The following is a 16,919-nucleotide window of genomic DNA, read 5'->3' as shown; positions in this document are numbered from 1 at the left end:
TGGCGATGGCGACCTCCGTCCTGTCAGGTTTTCGATGAATCGTGGATGGCTTCGGCCAGGTCCTGGTATTCCTCGCAGGCGCTGCCGCAAATCGATTTGATCTGCTGCAACTGCTCTTGCGCGAGGTCCAGGCGGCCCTTGATCACATAAGCTTCGCCAAGGTACTCGCGGACTTGCGCGTACTGCGGATCGAGTTCGACCGATTTCAGGTAATAACCGATGCCCTCGTCGGTGCGCCCCAGTTTACGCGTGGCATAGCCGCGATAGTTAAGCGCCTTGGCGGTGTTCGGGTTTTTCAGCGTATCGAGCAAGGCCAGGGCTTCTTCATAATGCCCGTCCCTGGCCAGGCGGTAGGCGTAGTCGGTGCGATCGGCGTCCGGTACGAGGCTGCTGGTCTGCATCACGCATTTCTGCGATTTGCTGTCCCAGACCTGGCCTTTGGGGCAATTGGGTTTGGCGGGTTCTTCGTCATCGCCGTTGGCCAATGCCAGGGAGCTGGACAATGCAACGGCGAGCAGCAGCGGGGCGGTAAAAACAGCAAAACGGCTATTCATGGCGAAGCTCCACAGGATTATTCGTTTCAGTTCGAACCACGCCCCGGCAACATGCGGCGCAAAGTGTTATCACGCAAGCCGTAATGGTGAACCAGCGCCATAAGCGCATGCAGCCCGGCCAGAATCACGATGGCCCACGCCACCTGTTCGTGCAGGCCGCCGAACACCGATTTCATGCTTTTATCGAAGCTGATCAAGGTTGGGACATCGAACAGGCCAAAAAAGTTGAACGGTTCTGCCTGGGCCCAGCGAAACAGGAAACCCAGCACGATCTGACTCAGCAACAACGCATAGAGCGCCAGGTGCGCGGTCTTCGCCGTCATAGTCATGACGCCCCGATTGGCGGGCGGCAAGCGCCGGCCCCGGGACAGACGCCAGTGCAGTCGGGCGATGACGATCACCGCGAGCAGGATGCCGCAGGATATGTGCAACGCTTGCAACTCCTTGCGCAGTGGCGTGCCCTTGGCCAGTTGTTCCCAGACCTGGGCGCTGGCGAACAGGCCGATCACCAGCACGGCGGTCAGCCAGTGCAGCGTCATGGTCAGGCGGTCGTAACGTATCGGCGAATCCGGGTTCAGGTTGTTCATGGGCAATCCTCATGGGCGATGCCAAGTGAACACCGCAGGGTGAACAATTATTCATTTCTTTCTGGCAGTCTTTTCAAGGAAAGCGCAAATCGAGGCGCTATGCTCGACAGCGTTCGAAGTCGTTCTGGAGCTTTGTCATGTACCAGGTCCATCACTCAGCGGCCGCCGGTTACAAAACCGCTGCCGACACCTACGTTCGCGGTCGTCCGGATTATCCGCCGCAAGTGGCCGACTGGCTGACAGGCACGCTGGGTTTGAACGCGGATAAATCCGTGGTCGATCTGGGCGCCGGGACTGGCAAGTTCACCGGTCGGCTGGTGGCGACCGGTGCGCAGGTGATTGCCGTGGATCCGGTGCCGCAGATGCTCGAAAAACTATCTGAAGCCTGGCCTGATGTTTTGGTGGTAAGTGGCACGGCCACGGACCTGCCGCTGCCGGACGCGTCGGTGGATGTGGTGATCTGCGCCCAGGCCTTCCACTGGTTTTCCAGCGGCGAAGCCCTGACTGAAATTGCCCGGGTGCTCAAACCCGGCGGCAAGCTGGGGCTGGTGTGGAACCTGCGCGACACGCGCGTGAGCTGGGTGCCCAAACTGGATGCGATCGTCAATGCGCTGGAGGGCGATACCCCGCGTTTCTACACCGGAGCCTGGCGTCAGGCTTTTCCGCATGTCGCGTTCGGACCGCTGCAAGAGCAGCAGTTCAGCCATGGGCATACGGGCTCGCCGGAAGATGTGATGTTCAACCGCGTGCGCTCCACCAGTTTCGTCTCGGCATTGCCGGCAGTGGAGCGGGCAAAGGTGGATGAGCAGGTGCAGGCGTTGATTGATGCCGAGCCTGAACTGCGTGGCAAGGACGTGGTGACGGTGCCGTATGTGACGGCGGCATTTGTGGCGATGAAAGTCTGTAGGAGCGAGCTTGCTCGCGATGGTGGATAACGATAACGCGTGCTTTCTGAATCAACGCGGCGCTTTCCAGTCCATCGCGAGCAAGCTCGCTCCTACATTCAGCCCAGCAGTCGGATCGGTGAGCCAGCTGACCAGGCCTGAATATTCTCGATCATCTGCGAAAAGAACTGATGGTAATTCTGCTGGCTGACATACCCGACATGCGGCGTCGCCAACACATTCTCCAACGTCCTGAACGGGTGATGAGCCGGTAAGGGTTCCTGCTCGAACACATCCAGCGCTGCCCCGGCCAGGCGCTGTTTCTGCAGTGCCTTGATCAGCGCCGCTTCATCGACAATCGGCCCGCGTGCGGTGTTGACCAGCAGCGCCGTAGGCTTCATCCAGTCCAGTGCCTGCGCGTCGACCAATCCGCGGCTGCGGTCGCTGAGCACCAGATGCACGGACAGCACGTCGGCCTGTTCGAACAGTGCCTGTTTGCTCACATAGGTCACGCCAGCTTCGGCGGCGCGTTCGGCGGTCAGGTTCTCGCTCCAGGCAATCACCCGCATGCCGAACACCTGACCGAACTGCGCGACTCGCTGACCGATGCTGCCCAAACCGAGAATCGCCAGGGTCTTGCCGTGCAAGTCGCCCCCCAGGCCTTGCTGCCAAAAGCCTGCGCGCAGGGCATTGGCTTCCACGACAAGGTTGCGGGTCGCAGCCATGATCAGCGCCCAGGTCAGTTCCGGCGCGGCGTGTTTGTAGCTGTCGGTGCCACTGACCTGAATGCCGAGGGCGGCAGCGGCTTTGAGGTCGAGCGCGGCGTTGCGCATGCCGCCGGTGACCAGCAGTTTGAGTTTCGGTAGCCGGCGCAGCAGATCCTCGTCGAACCGGGTGCGCTCGCGCATCACGCAGATCACTTCAAACTCGCCCAGGCGTGCTGCCAGCGTCTCGTTGTCGGCCGGGTAATCATGGATAAAACTCACTTGGCCAATGGCGTCCAGCGCCGACCAGTCCACGACATTGCGCGCCACATCCTGCCAGTCATCGATTACCGCAATCTGCACAGCCATCAGCCTTACCTCATCAACGAACGGGGTTGGTTTTGTTCAGCCAGGCGAGGAGGGCCTGGTGGAATTTTTCCGGTTCTTCCATTTGCGGCGCATGACCCATGCCGGGGAATTCGACCAGCGTCGACTGGGGAACCAGCTTCGCGACTTGTTTGCCGAGCACGTCGTAGTGACCGAGTTTCGCCTTGACCTCGGGCGAGGCGATGTCGCTGCCGATGGCCGTGGTGTCGGACGTACCGATCAGCAACAGCGTCGGCATCTTCAGGTCCTTGAACTCGTAGTACACCGGCTGGGTGAAGATCATGTCGTAGATCAGCGCCGAGTTCCACGCCACTTGCTTATGCCCCGGCCCTTTATTGAGGCCGGCGAGCATGTCCACCCAGCGATCGAATTCGGGTTTCCAGCGACCGCCGTAGTAGGTGTTGCGTTCATAGGTGCGGATGCCGTCGGCGGTCAGTTTCAGCTCACGTTCGTACCATTGATCCACCGTGCGATAGGGTACGCCGAGGGCTTTCCAGTCTTCCAGGCCGATGGGATTGACCAGGGCCAGTTGTTCAACCTGCTCGGGATATTGCAGTGCATAACGGGTAGCGAGCATGCCGCCGGTGGAATGCCCGAGCAGGGTCGCTTTCTGGATGCCGAGGGCTTTGAGCAGTTGCTGGGTGTTGGTCGCCAGTTGCTGGAAGCTGTACTGGTAGTTGTCCGGTTTGCTGGAGGTGCAGAAACCGATCTGATCCGGCGCGATGACGCGGTAACCGGCGTCGCTCAAGGCCTTGATCGAAGTGTCCCAAGTGGCGCCGCAGAAATTCTTGCCGTGCATGAGCACGACGCTGCGTCCGTTGGCCTTGCCATGGGCGGCGACGTCCATGTAGCCCATTTGCAGGGATTTGCCCTGGGACTCAAAGGCGAAATGCTTGACCGTGTAGGGATACTCGAAGCCTTGCAGCTCCGGCCCGTATTCCGGGCCTTCGGCAGCGATGACGGGCAGTGCGGCGGCCAGCAGCAGGCCGGGTAGCCAACGGGCGCGGGCGAGGGGCATGGGTAAACTCCACAGGAAATCGGCCGATGCTGGATCGGCATGATTAGGGAAACATTAAGCACAGGCAATCGCGGCGAGTGACCGTTCAACCCATCCAGCCCAGAGTCGCCAGGGCCAGCACACCATAACGGGCGCCTTTGGCGAGGGTCACGATCACAAGGAAGCGCCCCAGCGGCTCGCGCATCACCCCGGCGACCAGGGTCAGCGGATCACCGATAACGGGCACCCAGCTCAGCAACAATGACCAATGGCCGTAGCGCTGATAATGAACCCGGGCCTTTTCCAGATGCTGCGGGCTGACCGGAAACCAGCGACGGTCGCGGAAGCGCTCGATACCGCGTCCCAGCCACCAGTTGAACAGCGAGCCGAGGACATTGCCCAGAGTCGCGACCGCCAGCAGCGACCAGAGCCAATACTGCTCGCTGAGCAACAACCCCACCAGCAGTGCTTCGGATTGCAACGGCAACAGCGTCGCCGCCCCGAATGCGGCGAAGAACAGGCCGATGTACGCACCGAACATCAATGGGCAGCGTAGTCCGCCACCACCACATCAGTGCCGTCCTTTTTCAGACCGATCACCTGGTAGGCATCGCTCATGCCGTCCATTTCCATGCCCGGCGAACCCATCGGCATGCCGGGGGCAGCCACACCCAACAGGTCATCGCGCTTGCTCAGGGCCAGCACCTGATCGGCCGGGACATGGCCTTCGACGAACTTGCCGTTGATCAAACCGGTGTGGCAGGACGCCAGGCGCGGAGGCACGCCGTGCTGTTGCTTGAATTCGCTCATGTTGGCTTCGACGTGATCTTCGACCTTGAAACCGTTGGCCTCCAGGTGACTGATCCATTTTTTGCAGCAGCCGCAGTTGGCATCGCGGTGGACTTCGATCGGGATCAGGTCGGCGGCCTGGGTCAGGGAGGAGATAAACAGGGCGCTCAGGGCGACCAGACGCAGGTGGGTTCGCATGGGGAATATCTCGACTCGGATGGCGGGCGAAAAAACGCATTCTGACCATTTTAGCCAACGACGAGGCGAGAGATTGTTTCGAAGTGATACTGAACCTGTGGGAGCGGCGGTGCGACGATTCGACTTGCTCGCTCCCACAGGTGCAGGTCAGCGGTCGAGCAACTTCATGACTTCTTCGGGGTACCGCAAACCGGCGGTGGCATTCGCCGGGAAGATGGCTTCCAGCGCGTGCAACTCTTCGCGGCTCAGTTTGACCTCCAGCGCCGCCACGTTCTCTTCCAGATACCTGCGCTGTTTGGTCCCCGGAATCGGGATCAGGTACTCACCCTGTGCCAGCACCCACGCCAGCGCAAGTTGGCCCGCTGTCACACCTTTTTTCGCCGCCAGGTCCTGAACCTGCTGCACCAGCAATAGGTTCTTCGCGAAGTTGTCGCCCTGAAACCGGGGACTGAAACGACGGTAGTCGTCTGCCGCGAAATCATCCGCGCTTTTCAGTGCGCCGGTCAGAAACCCCCGGCCCAACGGGCTGTACGGGACAAAGGCGATGCCCAGCCGCTGACACGTGGCCAGACAGCCGTTTTCTTCCTGGTCACGGCTCCACAACGAGTACTCGCTTTGCAGCGCACTGATCGGATGGACCTTGTTCGCCCGTTCCAGCGTCGCCGCCGATGCCTCGCTCAATCCCAGGTAACGCACCTTGCCGGCCTTGACCAGTTCGGCCATGGCGCCGATGGTTTCCTCGATGGCCACTTGTGGGTCGATACGGTGCTGGTAATACAAGTCCAGGGTGTCGACACCGAGGCGCTTGAGGGTGCCGTCGATGGAGGCACGAATATAGTCCGGTCGGCCGTTGACCCCGCGGGCCGTTGAATCTCCCGGGTCGCGCACGATGCCGAACTTGCTCGCCAGAAACACTTGATCGCGTTTGCCGGCGATGGCTTTGCCGATCAATTCTTCGTTGGTGTGCGGGCCGTACATGTCGGCGGTGTCGAGCATATTGATGCCCAGTTCCAGCGCCCGGTGCAGGGTGGCCGTGGCCTCGCGGGTGTCGACGCCCGTCGTGTAGAAATCGGTCATGCCCATGCAGCCCAAGCCGATTGCACTGACCTGTGGACCGTTCTTGCCCAGTTGACGTGTTTGCATGAAATCAGCTCCCTGTGAATGTGAAGCCTATTGTCGACCTCGACAGAAATGAGATAAACCGGCTAAAACTGCTATCACTATTCATGATTTCTAAATAATTAGCCGGTGCAAACAACAATGGACCGTTTCAACGCCATGCGCGTGTTCACCCGAATCGTCGAGCTGGGCGGCTTTGCCAAAGCGGCGGACAGCCTGCAAATTCCCCGTGCCTCGGTGACCATTCTGATCAAGCAACTGGAAAGCCATCTGGGGGTGCAACTGCTGCAACGCACCACGCGGCAGATCAGCCTGACCCTCGACGGCGCCGCCTATTACCCTCGTTGCGTGCGGTTGCTGGCGGACATTGAGGAAACCGAAGCGGTATTCTCCGCCGCGCGGCACAACCCCAAAGGTCTGTTGCGCGTAGACATGCCCGCGGGCATAGGGCGTTTGGTGGTGATCCCGGCATTGCCGCAATTCACCGCCCGCTATCCCTTGATTGAGCTGGAAATCGGTTTGAATGACCGGCCTGTCGACCTGATTCGCGAAGGTGTCGATTGCGTGTTGCGCGGCGGCGCGTCTCTCGATGATTCACTGGTGGCGCGGCCGCTGGCGATGCTGGACCAGGTCACCTGCGCCAGCCCCGACTACTTGCAGGGTCATGGCACGCCACAGGGTTTCACCGATCTGGCAGGGCATCAAATGGTGGAGTACGTCGCCAGCAACGGCAAACGCTACGGGCTGGAATTTGTCGTCGATGGCCAGCTACAACCGGTCAATCTGCCCAGGCATGTCTCGGTCAACAGTGCCGATGGGTATCTGGCGGCGTGTGAGGCCGGATATGGGTTGGTGCAGGCGCCGTACTACCACGTGGCCCGGCGTATCAAGGAGGGTGGATTGATCGAGGTGCTGAGGGAAGTGCCGCCACCGGCGATGCCGCTGACGGCGCTTTATCCTCCTCACCGTCAGTTGTCGCGGCGGGTACGGGTGTTCGTTGACTGGATGATCGAGCTTTGCGCGCAGCCGGGAAATGACTTTTTCAGGGATCAGTCAGCTCGCTGAAAAACCTCAGCGATGCTGGTAGTAACCTGGTCCGCCACGGCCGTCGTAATAGTGACCGCCGTGCCAGCCGCCGTGGGGGAAAATAATGCAGCCGCTCAGGGAAAGCAGGGCAATCAGGGGAATCAACAGTGTGATTCGACGGAACATTTGAAAATCCTCATGGTTATCGCCGCTATGAAGCCAAAACTCTTCATCGGCTGTAACATGAGACCCCGTTTGCAGCGCCGCATCCCCGAAAAACGGTAGGGGCTTGGCATGCATCCGGATACAAACCGGATACATTTTTCAGGTTCACGTTCAGGCTTACGTTTAAGCTTTTTGTTTAAGGAAAAGGGCAATGACCCAGTCGCAACGTTTGAAATACTCGATTCTGATCTCCCTGGTGGTGCTGGGGATCATGTTTGGCCTTTCGTATTTGCAGAATGCCGGGGTCATCAGCGAAAAGCTGTTTCAGTACATCGCCATTGGCGTGGCGGTGATCGTGGTAGTGATCAATGGCGTGATGCGCCGCAAGGTCAAACCCTGAGCGACGCCCGCCGACAGGATTACTCGCCGTGCAGAACGGCGGCAGCCTGCGGATGCAGGCTGTAGCTCTTGTCTGCATTCAGCATAATCACGCCTTCGCTGTACAAGCGCTTCAACACTTCGCGCACACTGAGAAAGGACAAGGGAATATCCAGGTCCAGCAAGTGGCTGTGTACACCGCGCACCCCCAGACTGCGGTCGCTGTCGGCGGCGGTCAGCAAGGCATCGATGACTTTCAGGCGGATCAGACTGGTGCGCAGGCCAAAGCTCTTGAGCAGAACCCGGATCCGTTCGTTGCCGTGCCGTTCGGTACGCTGAGTGAACAGGCCCGAGCCCATGGAAGTGCCCATTGGTGCAGTGCTACCGTCCGTTGGCAGTTGCGAGTTGTACATGCAAAAACTCCTTTTCAGAGCCTGAACCGGAAAGATGTGTTGGGTGCTCTTACTCAATAAGACGTACGAGCGACTCAAATCATGAAGGCTCAGATGTAGAAATTTTGTCGCCATCACGTCAGAAGCTTGTAAACCCCCGCAGAAACGCCCTTTAGCGCCCTAAATTTTTGTCTTGAATTTCGTTCCTACTGTAGGAGCGAGCTTGCTCGCGATGGACGTTAACGATGACGCGTATTTCCTGGATGAACGCGTCGCCCTTACGTCCATCGCGAGCAAGCTCGCTCCTACAGATGGCATCAAGCGTATTGGATCAGGAGCGAGCGTGATTATTACCAGGCAATTAACCCGATTGAGCCTTGCCGGGGTGTTGGTGGGCTTGAGTCTTGCGGCAAACGCGCGCAGCCAGCCGGACCAGGCGACAGCCGATATCCGCCGGACCAGCTTCGGCGTGCCGCACATTCGCGCTGAAAACGAGCGTGGTCTGGGCTATGGCATCGGCTACGCCTACGCTCAGGACAATCTGTGCCTGTTGGCCAATGAGATCACCACGGTGAACGGCGAACGTTCACGGTATTTCGGCCCGGAGCAGTTCACGGTCGAAGAGCGCGAAAACCAGGTCAGCGACGTCTTCTTCAACTGGCTGAATACACCGCAGGCTGTCTCCGCGTTCTGGCAGGCACAAACGCCGGAAGTCCGCGACCTCATTGAAGGGTATGTGGCGGGTTACAACCGTTTGCTGACGGAACGTCGCGCGCAAGGTTTGCCGCAGCAATGCCAGGGTGAGTGGGTGCGGGACATTACCGCGCAGGACCTGGTCAAGTTGACCCGTCGCCTGCTGGTCGAAGGGGGCGTCGGGCAGTTTGCCGAAGCACTGGCCGGTGCCATGCCACCCAAAGCCGTCGCTCGAAACTCAGACGCGTCCGCGTCGTTCCAGATCGCCGATGTACGCAGGCAGCGCTTTGCCCTTGATCGCGGCAGCAACGCCGTCGCGGTGGGCAGCGAGCGTTCGTTCAATGGCCGTGGCATGTTGCTGGCCAACCCGCATTTCCCGTGGGTCGGCGGGATGCGTTTCTATCAAATGCACCTGACCATACCCGGCAAGCTGGACGTGATGGGCGCCGCGTTGCCCGGCCTGCCGATGATCAACATTGGCTTCAACCAACACCTGGCCTGGACCCACACCGTGGATTCGTCCAAGCATTTCACCCTGTATCGCCTGCAACTCGATCCGAAGGATCCGACCCGCTATCTGCTCGACGGCAAGTCGTTGCCGATGAAGCAGCAGACCGTGACCGTGAACGTGAAACAGCCTGACGGGCAGACGCGCGCGGTTTCGCACGTGGTCTACAGCTCGCAGTTCGGCCCGATTGTGCAATGGCCTGGAAAACTGGATTGGGACAATCAGTTCGCCTACAGCTTGCGCGATGCCAACCTCGATAACGACCGGGTGCTGCAGCAGTGGTACGCGATGAACCGCGCGGTCAGCCTCAAGGAATTGCAGGCATCGGTCCACAAGATCCAGGGCATCCCGTGGGTCAACACCCTGGCGGCGGACGATCAGGGCCAGACGCTGTACATGAACCTGTCGGTGGTGCCGAACGTCAATGCCGACAAACTGGCCAAGTGCAGCGATCCACGGGCCGGACTGGAACTGATCGTGCTCGACGGTTCCAACAGCGCCTGTGCCTGGGACATCGACCCGACGGCGGCGCAAAAAGGCATCTATGCGTCGGACAAGTTGCCGCAACTGTTGCGCAAGGACTTTGTACAGCATTCCAACGATTCGGCATGGATGGCCAACCCGGCGCAGCCGCTCACCGGTTTCTCGCCATTGATCAGCCAGGACGGTCAGCCGTTGGGTCTGCGTTCACGCTTTGCCCTGGATCGCCTCGGCACGTTGAACAAGGCCGGCCCGATCGGGGCGGCGGATCTGCAACGGATGGTGATGGACGATCAGGTGTATCAGGCGGCTCAGGTCATGCCGGACCTGTTGCGATTCTGCGCGGAGGACCTGGGCGCCGATGCGCCGACGCTCACACCGCTGTGTGCCAGCCTGAAGGCCTGGGATCGCAGTGCGAATCTGGACAGCGGTCTTGGTTTTGTCCATTTCCAGAACGTCATGGAATCGTTGCAGGAAACGCCGGAGGTGTGGCGTGTCGGGTTCGATCCGAAAGATCCGCAACACACCCCGCGCGGCCTGGCGGTCGATCGCCCGGAGGTTGCGAAGGCCTTGCGCGAGGCGATGCTGGCGTCGGTGGAAATGGTCAGCAAGTCGGGGCTCAAGGCCGACAGCCGTTGGGGCGATATTCAGGTGGTGAGCAGCGGCGGCCAGCAGACGCCGATTCATGGCGGGCCAGGCACACTGGGCGTTTACAACGCCATCCAGAGTGTGCCGAGGACCGATGGCAAACGCGAAGTGGTCAGCGGCACCAGCTATTTGCAGGTAGTGACTTTCGATGACAAGGGGCCGCAGGCCAAAGGGCTGCTGGCGTTTTCGCTGTCCAGCGACCCGGCGTCGAAATATGCCAATGACCAGACCCTGGCCTTCTCGAAGAAACAGTTGAGTGTGTTGCCGTTCACCGAACAGCAGATCACGTCGGACCCGCAGTATCAGGCGCAGACGATCCGTGAACAGGATGAAAAAGCCGGGAAGGTGGCCAAAAAGTAAAACGAAGCGTGATTGAATGAAAAAGGCCGCACCCCGCCAGGGTTGCGGCCTTTCAGCTTTTAGGGGTTTGTTGCGGAATGGAGTTGAGGACCGGATTGCCTTCCTTGTTGCGAGTCAGGTAGACCGGCAACACCCTGGGCAGCGTCGCCACCAGGTTGTGGAGTTCCTTGATGTTGTAGATGCCGCCCAGGCGGATCGCGCCGGTGCTGTTGTCAGCCACCATCATGGGGTTTTCCAGATAGCGATTGATCAAGGGCAGGGCTTCGGATAACGCCAGGTCATCGAGCACCAGTTTGCCGTGGCGCCAGGCCAGTGACGTGTCATTGGCGTAGGTCTGGCTGATTTGCGGCGTGAAGTCGCCGTGTTTATAGCGCGCCTGCATGGATGGCCCCAGACGCAGACCGTCACCCGGCAGGTCATCATTGCTGCTGACCAGTACCGAGCCTTCGATCAGGTTCACGCGCACCTGATCCTCATACATCCAGACGTTGAATTTGGTCCCGGTGACCCGAATTCTGCCGTCCGCCGCCTTGACGACAAAGGGGTGAGTGGCGTCGTGGCTGACACTGAAAAACGCTTCGCCCTTATCCAGCGTAACCCGGCGCTGATCCTTGTAATTACTGAAGGTCAGTTCGGTGCCCAGGTTCAACTCGACCTGACTGCCATCGCTCAGGGTGACCTGGCGGACCGCATTGCTGGCTTCGAAATGCTGGTACGAATTGGGCAGCAAGCCCAGCTTCCAGCCACTGTACGCCGCCAGTGGCAGCGCCAGGGCGCATACGGCGGCGGCAATGCCGAAGGTGCGCCAAGGCGTTGCAGGCTTGGCGCGAGTGATGGGTACGACGGTCTCAAGACGCGGCAAATCTTCCGCGACTTCCCAGATCTCCAGCATCGCCTCGTACTCGAACGCATGCAGCGGATGCGCATCCCGCCACTGCTCGAAGGCTTGCCGCTCTTGCGGGGTGCAATCGCTGGCGTGCAGTCGCATGCACCAGTGCGCAGCGGCATCGGTGATGGCGTCATAGTCGGCTTGTGAGAAAGGGCTGTCGGTCATTGACTCATCCTGATTTCCTGCATTCTAACCTTGAGGGCAGTCTGCGAGAAACAGCCGTCATGGCATTTACCCATCAAAACGGCTGTTTATTTTCTGGAGTCAAGGTGTATCGACGTGTAACTGACGTCCGAGATGACTGATTAACCAGGCCACGCTGTCGGCATTGGCGAGTTGTACCGCCAGCCTGGTCAGCGAAACTTTTTTGAAAGTTTCGCGAGCACCACTCAGGTTTTCTGCGCCGGTCAACGTCAGGATATGCTCTTTGACCCGATCAGTATTTTCATACGTAGAGCTTCCCGGATCTTCCCACTCGCCGGTGTCGGGATCCTGGGTCATGAACAGTTGTGTGTAAGGTGTCTTGATCGAAAGCGCGGTGTCCTGAACTTCGGTCAATGCATTCTTGAAATCAGTGGCGGTCACGCTGGCCGTGCCGATCAGGTCAGTGAAGGGCCTGCCAGGGTCCAGATAGGAAATGTCCTCGGTTTTACAAGCAATGTGCGAAAGCTCATGCAGCAGAGTCACCGCCCGGGCATGCGTGTTGATCGGGAAGGCCGTGTCGGAAAGATGCTCGCGGTAATAGTCGAAACCGGGAGTGAAGAATCTTTCTGCCAGATAGATTTTCTTCTTGGTGTCCTTTGGGACGATAAAGCCGAATGTACTTTCTGCACCTTCGATCAGCCTGCCGACGACAAATCGATCGGACTTGGCCTTTCTGAGAGTAGGGTCTAACAACGCGGCAAACATCTCGCCCACGACTTTTTCCAGTTTCTCGACATGCGCGGGCAGCACTTGCGGCACATCCATGAAACGTTTGATGAGTTGATGCACGGGGGTTTCCGTGTCGTCGGATGTCTTCAGCAACTGCAGGTTTCGAAAGCTGTTCCAGGCATAGGTCGTTGCCAGGTCCAGCGCTTCGTCGATTTGACGTGCCTTTTGCGGGAAAAACCGACGTATCTGCGGCATTCCATGGGCGTCGATGTTCATGCCACCCCAAGCCACTGCCGCCGCATCCAGCCGATCCATGAGGCCGAATTGCGGCGTCGATGTATTCCGGTCGAGCACCCATTGTTTCGATACATTTTGACGCAGATAAGGGCCGAGCGTCTGTGTGTCGGCGATGCGCCAGCGGCTGCCGCGTTTTGTCACCGGATACACTTTGCCTTCAACCGGCCCGTAAAGTTGGTTAGTCGTCGGATGCGCGTAGAGCCCGGGCGTTGAGTCGGGCGTCAGCGAGTTCAGGTCGACATGGAGGCTTTCATGACGCTTCAAGCCTGTGCGCTCGGGGGCGGTGACCTTGATGTCCTGCCATTTGCAGCGAGCGTCGGGTTTTGCTGGTGCCGGTGCGGATGGCGTAGAAGTCGGTGGCGCGTGGGTGTCCAACGATTGGCGCAATGAAGCGAGTTGTGCGATCCCGCTGATGAATTCCCTGATGGCCGCGCCCCATTTGTGCGTTTGCAGGTCTTCGGCGGATTGCTTGATGTCCTGATAACTGTTCCACACCGTGACGGGGTAGGCGAGTTTGCCCATGAAAAACGAATACGCCTCGTGCAGGTCTTCGCCCAGTACGTGCTTGATGGTTGCCCACTCACTCTGCTTTCTGTCATCGGACTGACAACCGAGCAATCGGCCCAACAACGCGGCATTGTCATTGAACAGGTGCCCGAACAAGTGCCCCTTGATTGGATGGGACGCCAGTGTAACTTCCGTCACGGGGGTGTCAGTGGTCTCCTGCGTGGCTCTTGCAACCCGGTTCGTGCGCGTCGCCATCCGGGTCTCCAGCATTATCCGGTCAGGATTCTCCAGGTTCATAAGGACCCAGTCGAGCAGTGCGCCACCGGTCTTCAGTTCTGTCAGCAGCTGCGTTTCGTTTTCGTATTCTTTTATCCCGTGTCGAGGGCTGTGAGGTGCGAGCAGCACCTGTGGTGCGGTGCTGTCGGCCGATGAGCCGAGCAGATAGACCCCAGGCACTTTGACGGTTTGCCCGCTCCTGACGCCGAGGAACTCCAGGGGCCGAATGATTGCGTGGGCACCGTCGACTGCCGCGCGGGCGATGGCGTCGGGCATGTCCATGACCTGGCGGATCAGATCAAACCCGGTTTCGCTCAGGCGCTCCTGCAGTTTTTCCTCATGAGCGTGGTGCATCAGTTGCCAGGGCAATTGTGTGTAAAAACGCTTCCTGCGATCCGCGTTCGCCGGAGTGTCTGCGAGGGCGTTGCTGACGATTTTCTGCTGATGCTCACCCGGCTTCAGGTCTCGAATCAGGTCTTTGATGTAGCGTTCGTTCATGCCCTCTGGAATGACTGTGGTATCCAGCGACGTCAGTTTGAGAAAGACCGTGTCCAGGTCCTTGAGATGTATCAGCGCAAAGTCGGTCAGGGTTTGGGTGCTGGACGCCGACCTCGGGCTCGCGCTGATCTCGACCTGGACCTTGTCCGGATCAATGTTGAAGTCGTCTGCCTTGAGTTGTTTTTCCAGTTCATGGTGGGCGGTGCGCTGCAATGAGCGGATGCCGGTGAGGTAATCCTGATCGTCTTTGACGTTGTGAAGGTATTGCTGAAGCAGTTCGCCGTGCAGGATCAGCTCTTTGATCGGCGCTTTGGCCAGCCAGGCCGGCAGTTTTTGCTGGGTGGTCAGGGACTCGGCAATATCGGTCGCACGGCGCAGCCCGGTCATCGGCTCACGCAGGGCCACCAGATTCAGCAGACTGGCCAGCGGTGCGGGGGAGAGCGGGGTGGTCAACGCTTGGGTGACGCAGGTCTGGTCCAGATCGACAAAGGGCTTTTGCAAATAATCGAGAAAATGCCCATGGACCCGTTGCAGTGGCGCCAGCGAGTAGGTCTTGCCTGGCGACCGCTCGCTACGGCCGAGGTTTTCCAGAAGCGTGGAACGATGATTCTCGTCTTTAAGGCGCCGTTCGAGCTCGTCCTTTAGCGGCGCCAGTGCCTTAAAGGCTTCAAATCCCAGTGCCGGCGTCCACAAAATGGCCTTGCCCGAGTGCACCGGGTCCAGGCCTCCCCGTTCAGTCAGGACAAAACAACTGGCCAGTTTCAACGGGGTCGCCGTGGCACCGGCCTTCAACGCCAGGGAAAAGACGTCCGGAAAAAAACCCTTCAATGCCGCTCGCTGCAGGTGAATCGGGGAATCGAGTACGGTTTTGATGATCGCCTGTTCCGTTGTACCCAAGGTGCGCGAGACGGCGCGAAGTTTCAATTCACTGCGCAGTGCCGTTGACAGGGTATGGGTGAAACTGGATTGCAAACTCGCCAGGGATGAGCTGACGAGGTTTTGCGCTTCGTCGAACGTGCGGGTTTTGGTGGGAATGGCCGGGTGTTTTTCAAGAAGTTGATCGAGCGCCTGTTCGACCGAGTTCAACAGCGACAGCTCGTGTTTGGCCGACTCGGCGCGCACGGTGGCCGGCCGCGCGTTCACACGTCGGTCCGGTCGTGTGCTCCAGCGTCCTGCGACTTCAGCCAGGAGCAAGCGGTGATCGATCAATCCCCGGACATCCAGAGCATTGTCGAGCAAGGCGTGAGGGTCCAGCGTGCCTTCGCTTTCACGGTAGCGGCTCAAGGCATGGTTGAGGTTTTGCCGTTGTTTACCAATGATGTCGGCCATCACGCCTTCAAACACCGAGCCGATGACCGGTTCCCCCACGACCACCCGATCGTCCGGTTCCAGCCCAAGAAAAGTGCCGCGTTCGTCCAGCGACATGAAATTGAGCAGCGCGTCTTCATGCCCCTCGCTTTTGAGCATTTGCAGCACGATTTTTTTCACCGCGGGCAGGTTGCTTGTGGCCTCGATGCCTCGGGACGGGTTGTACAGAAAACCCAGGGTGCTGGCGCCCCCGATCATCAAAGTCGAGGCCAGCTCCGCGAAATGTTTGAAGGGGGCGGTGACCCGCACTTTTTCGATGCGAAGGGGATTGCCCGTGGCAGGGACGAGGCTGACATTCATCAGTTGCATGTATTCCTGCGCCGTCAAAATACCCTGCTGGCGCTGGTGTAAAAGCCGCGCGTGAAACGTGTCGCGCACGCCGTCGGTGAAAAAAGTCAGGCGCGACAAGCCATTGCTCATGGGCGTGTTCCAGAACGTCTCGAGCAGGCTTTGCAGGTGAGGCGTAAAACTTTGCGCGATCTCGTTTACGGCGCTTTCCCATGTCTGGTTGTCGGTATCGCTGCTGACGCCGTGCTCGGGATGGGTAAATACCCTGGAGTCGCCCGTCGGCCACTGGTTCGTCAGGTAAAAATGCAGGAGGGCCTCGCTCAGTGACATCGAGGAAATTGTATTGGCCGTTTCGCGGTCATCGAACGCGGAGCCCGTACTGACAAAACTCTTCAGCCGAGTCAGGCGTTGGTCCAGTTTGGGGAACGGCTTGAGCAGCGCATGCTTGAGGGTATCGTCCAGCATCGATTGCAAGGTGGGCATCTTGACCAGCTCGCCCGCCATCGCCTTGATGTTTTGTTCCTGCTGCTGCTTAAGGACAAGCTCCTGGTCTTCGAACACTGCACCTTCGATGTCGTTGGTGGAAATGTCGAGTGCAGGGGCGGCGGCCAGGGGCTGGCGTTGTTCGATGGAGAGGAAGCGCAACAGTTCACGTTTCCCGGTTGCCAGCAACAACCACTCTTTGAGTTTGCTTTTGAGGTCGTCCATGTCCGCGAATTTGATCAAGCCTTTCCACGGTGTGTAGAGCGTGACCTCGCCATCGTCGGGCCGGCTCATGGCAAAAGCGCCGGCCAATGGGATGCCGGTCTTGCCTGGCAAAGACAACAGCAGCCGGTAGGCGTGCATCGGTTTTACATGAGTCTTGCGGGCAGCCTGGGTCGGTAGATAAACCGTCTTCAGCCAGCTCAGATCGTCCAGGTTAAAGGTCAGCGCGTTTTCCCGTTCGCCGGGTTGTCTGGCAGCGGATGCGCGCTCGGCCTCGTCAAAAAAATACGGCAGTGCAGGTGTTGTCATGATGTGTCCTCGATGGGCTGCGACGTTGTCCAGCGCAGGT

15 protein-coding genes are annotated in these 16,919 nt (G+C 59.2%); 4 read left to right on the top strand and 11 right to left on the bottom strand.

Annotated elements, in window-relative coordinates:
• Positions 1-23 precede the first annotated feature (23 nt).
• Positions 24-554 (bottom strand): tetratricopeptide repeat protein, encoded by a 531-nt coding sequence (locus ACA066_RS14725; RefSeq protein WP_497695495.1) that lies wholly within the window; start codon positions 552-554, stop codon positions 24-26.
• A 26-nt stretch (positions 555-580) separates the two neighbouring features.
• Positions 581-1,141, bottom strand: coding sequence for a cytochrome b (locus ACA066_RS14720; protein WP_497695494.1), 561 nt, complete (start codon positions 1,139-1,141; stop codon positions 581-583).
• A gap of 137 nt (positions 1,142-1,278) precedes the next feature.
• On the opposite strand from ACA066_RS14720, the gene ACA066_RS14715 reads away from it, so the two are divergent.
• On the top strand, positions 1,279-2,076 hold the full coding sequence (locus ACA066_RS14715; RefSeq protein ID WP_497695493.1) for a class I SAM-dependent methyltransferase: 798 nt from the start codon (positions 1,279-1,281) through the stop codon (positions 2,074-2,076).
• A gap of 68 nt (positions 2,077-2,144) precedes the next feature.
• On the opposite strand, the gene ACA066_RS14710 is transcribed toward ACA066_RS14715, so the two are convergent.
• The 5 genes from ACA066_RS14710 to ACA066_RS14690 form a co-directional block, all read right to left on the bottom strand.
• Positions 2,145-3,098: a D-2-hydroxyacid dehydrogenase family protein gene (locus ACA066_RS14710; RefSeq protein WP_497695492.1), complete on the bottom strand. Its 954-nt coding sequence runs from the start codon at positions 3,096-3,098 to the stop codon at positions 2,145-2,147.
• Positions 3,099-3,111: 13 nt separating this feature from the next.
• On the bottom strand, positions 3,112-4,134 hold the full coding sequence (locus ACA066_RS14705) for an alpha/beta fold hydrolase (protein ID WP_497695491.1): 1,023 nt from the start codon (positions 4,132-4,134) through the stop codon (positions 3,112-3,114).
• Between the two features lie 85 nt (positions 4,135-4,219).
• Positions 4,220-4,654, bottom strand: coding sequence for a YqaA family protein (locus ACA066_RS14700; protein WP_497695490.1), 435 nt, complete (start codon positions 4,652-4,654; stop codon positions 4,220-4,222).
• The gene (locus ACA066_RS14695; protein WP_497695489.1) at positions 4,654-5,100 is read right to left on the bottom strand and encodes a DUF411 domain-containing protein; all 447 of its coding nucleotides are present in this window, start codon (positions 5,098-5,100) and stop codon (positions 4,654-4,656) included. The genes ACA066_RS14700 and ACA066_RS14695 overlap by 1 nt, the downstream gene beginning before the upstream one ends.
• 147 nt (positions 5,101-5,247) lie before the next feature.
• Positions 5,248-6,243: an aldo/keto reductase gene (locus ACA066_RS14690; protein ID WP_497695488.1), complete on the bottom strand. Its 996-nt coding sequence runs from the start codon at positions 6,241-6,243 to the stop codon at positions 5,248-5,250.
• A 117-nt stretch (positions 6,244-6,360) separates the two neighbouring features.
• Here ACA066_RS14690 and ACA066_RS14685 point away from each other — a divergent pair, with 117 nt between their 5' ends.
• Positions 6,361-7,284 (top strand): LysR family transcriptional regulator, encoded by a 924-nt coding sequence (locus ACA066_RS14685; protein ID WP_497695487.1) that lies wholly within the window; start codon positions 6,361-6,363, stop codon positions 7,282-7,284.
• A gap of 6 nt (positions 7,285-7,290) precedes the next feature.
• Here ACA066_RS14685 and ACA066_RS14680 read toward each other — a convergent pair whose 3' ends face one another.
• Positions 7,291-7,431, bottom strand: coding sequence for a hypothetical protein (locus tag ACA066_RS14680; protein WP_497695486.1), 141 nt, complete (start codon positions 7,429-7,431; stop codon positions 7,291-7,293).
• Between the two features lie 190 nt (positions 7,432-7,621).
• On the opposite strand from ACA066_RS14680, the gene ACA066_RS14675 reads away from it, so the two are divergent.
• The gene (locus ACA066_RS14675; protein WP_008024801.1) at positions 7,622-7,810 is read left to right on the top strand and encodes a hypothetical protein; all 189 of its coding nucleotides are present in this window, start codon (positions 7,622-7,624) and stop codon (positions 7,808-7,810) included.
• A gap of 19 nt (positions 7,811-7,829) precedes the next feature.
• On the opposite strand, the gene ACA066_RS14670 is transcribed toward ACA066_RS14675, so the two are convergent.
• Positions 7,830-8,201: a fe2+ zn2+ uptake regulation protein gene (locus ACA066_RS14670; protein WP_497695485.1), complete on the bottom strand. Its 372-nt coding sequence runs from the start codon at positions 8,199-8,201 to the stop codon at positions 7,830-7,832.
• Between the two features lie 322 nt (positions 8,202-8,523).
• Between ACA066_RS14670 and pvdQ the strand changes: the two genes are divergently transcribed.
• Entirely contained in the window at positions 8,524-10,869 is a 2,346-nt protein-coding gene (gene pvdQ / locus ACA066_RS14665; protein ID WP_497695484.1) for a bifunctional acylase PvdQ, read from the top strand.
• A gap of 52 nt (positions 10,870-10,921) precedes the next feature.
• Here the strand turns inward: pvdQ and ACA066_RS14660 are convergent, their stop codons facing one another.
• Positions 10,922-11,923: a FecR family protein gene (locus ACA066_RS14660; RefSeq protein ID WP_497695483.1), complete on the bottom strand. Its 1,002-nt coding sequence runs from the start codon at positions 11,921-11,923 to the stop codon at positions 10,922-10,924.
• Between the two features lie 99 nt (positions 11,924-12,022).
• On the bottom strand, positions 12,023-16,879 hold the full coding sequence (locus tag ACA066_RS14655) for a dermonecrotic toxin domain-containing protein (protein ID WP_497695482.1): 4,857 nt from the start codon (positions 16,877-16,879) through the stop codon (positions 12,023-12,025).
• Between the last annotated feature and the right edge of the window lie 40 nt (positions 16,880-16,919).

The sequence above is a fragment of the Pseudomonas sp. LBUM1651 genome (assembly GCF_059716135.1).
Note: the sequence above shows the minus strand (reverse complement) of the source record. Positions and strands in the feature narration are given on the sequence as shown.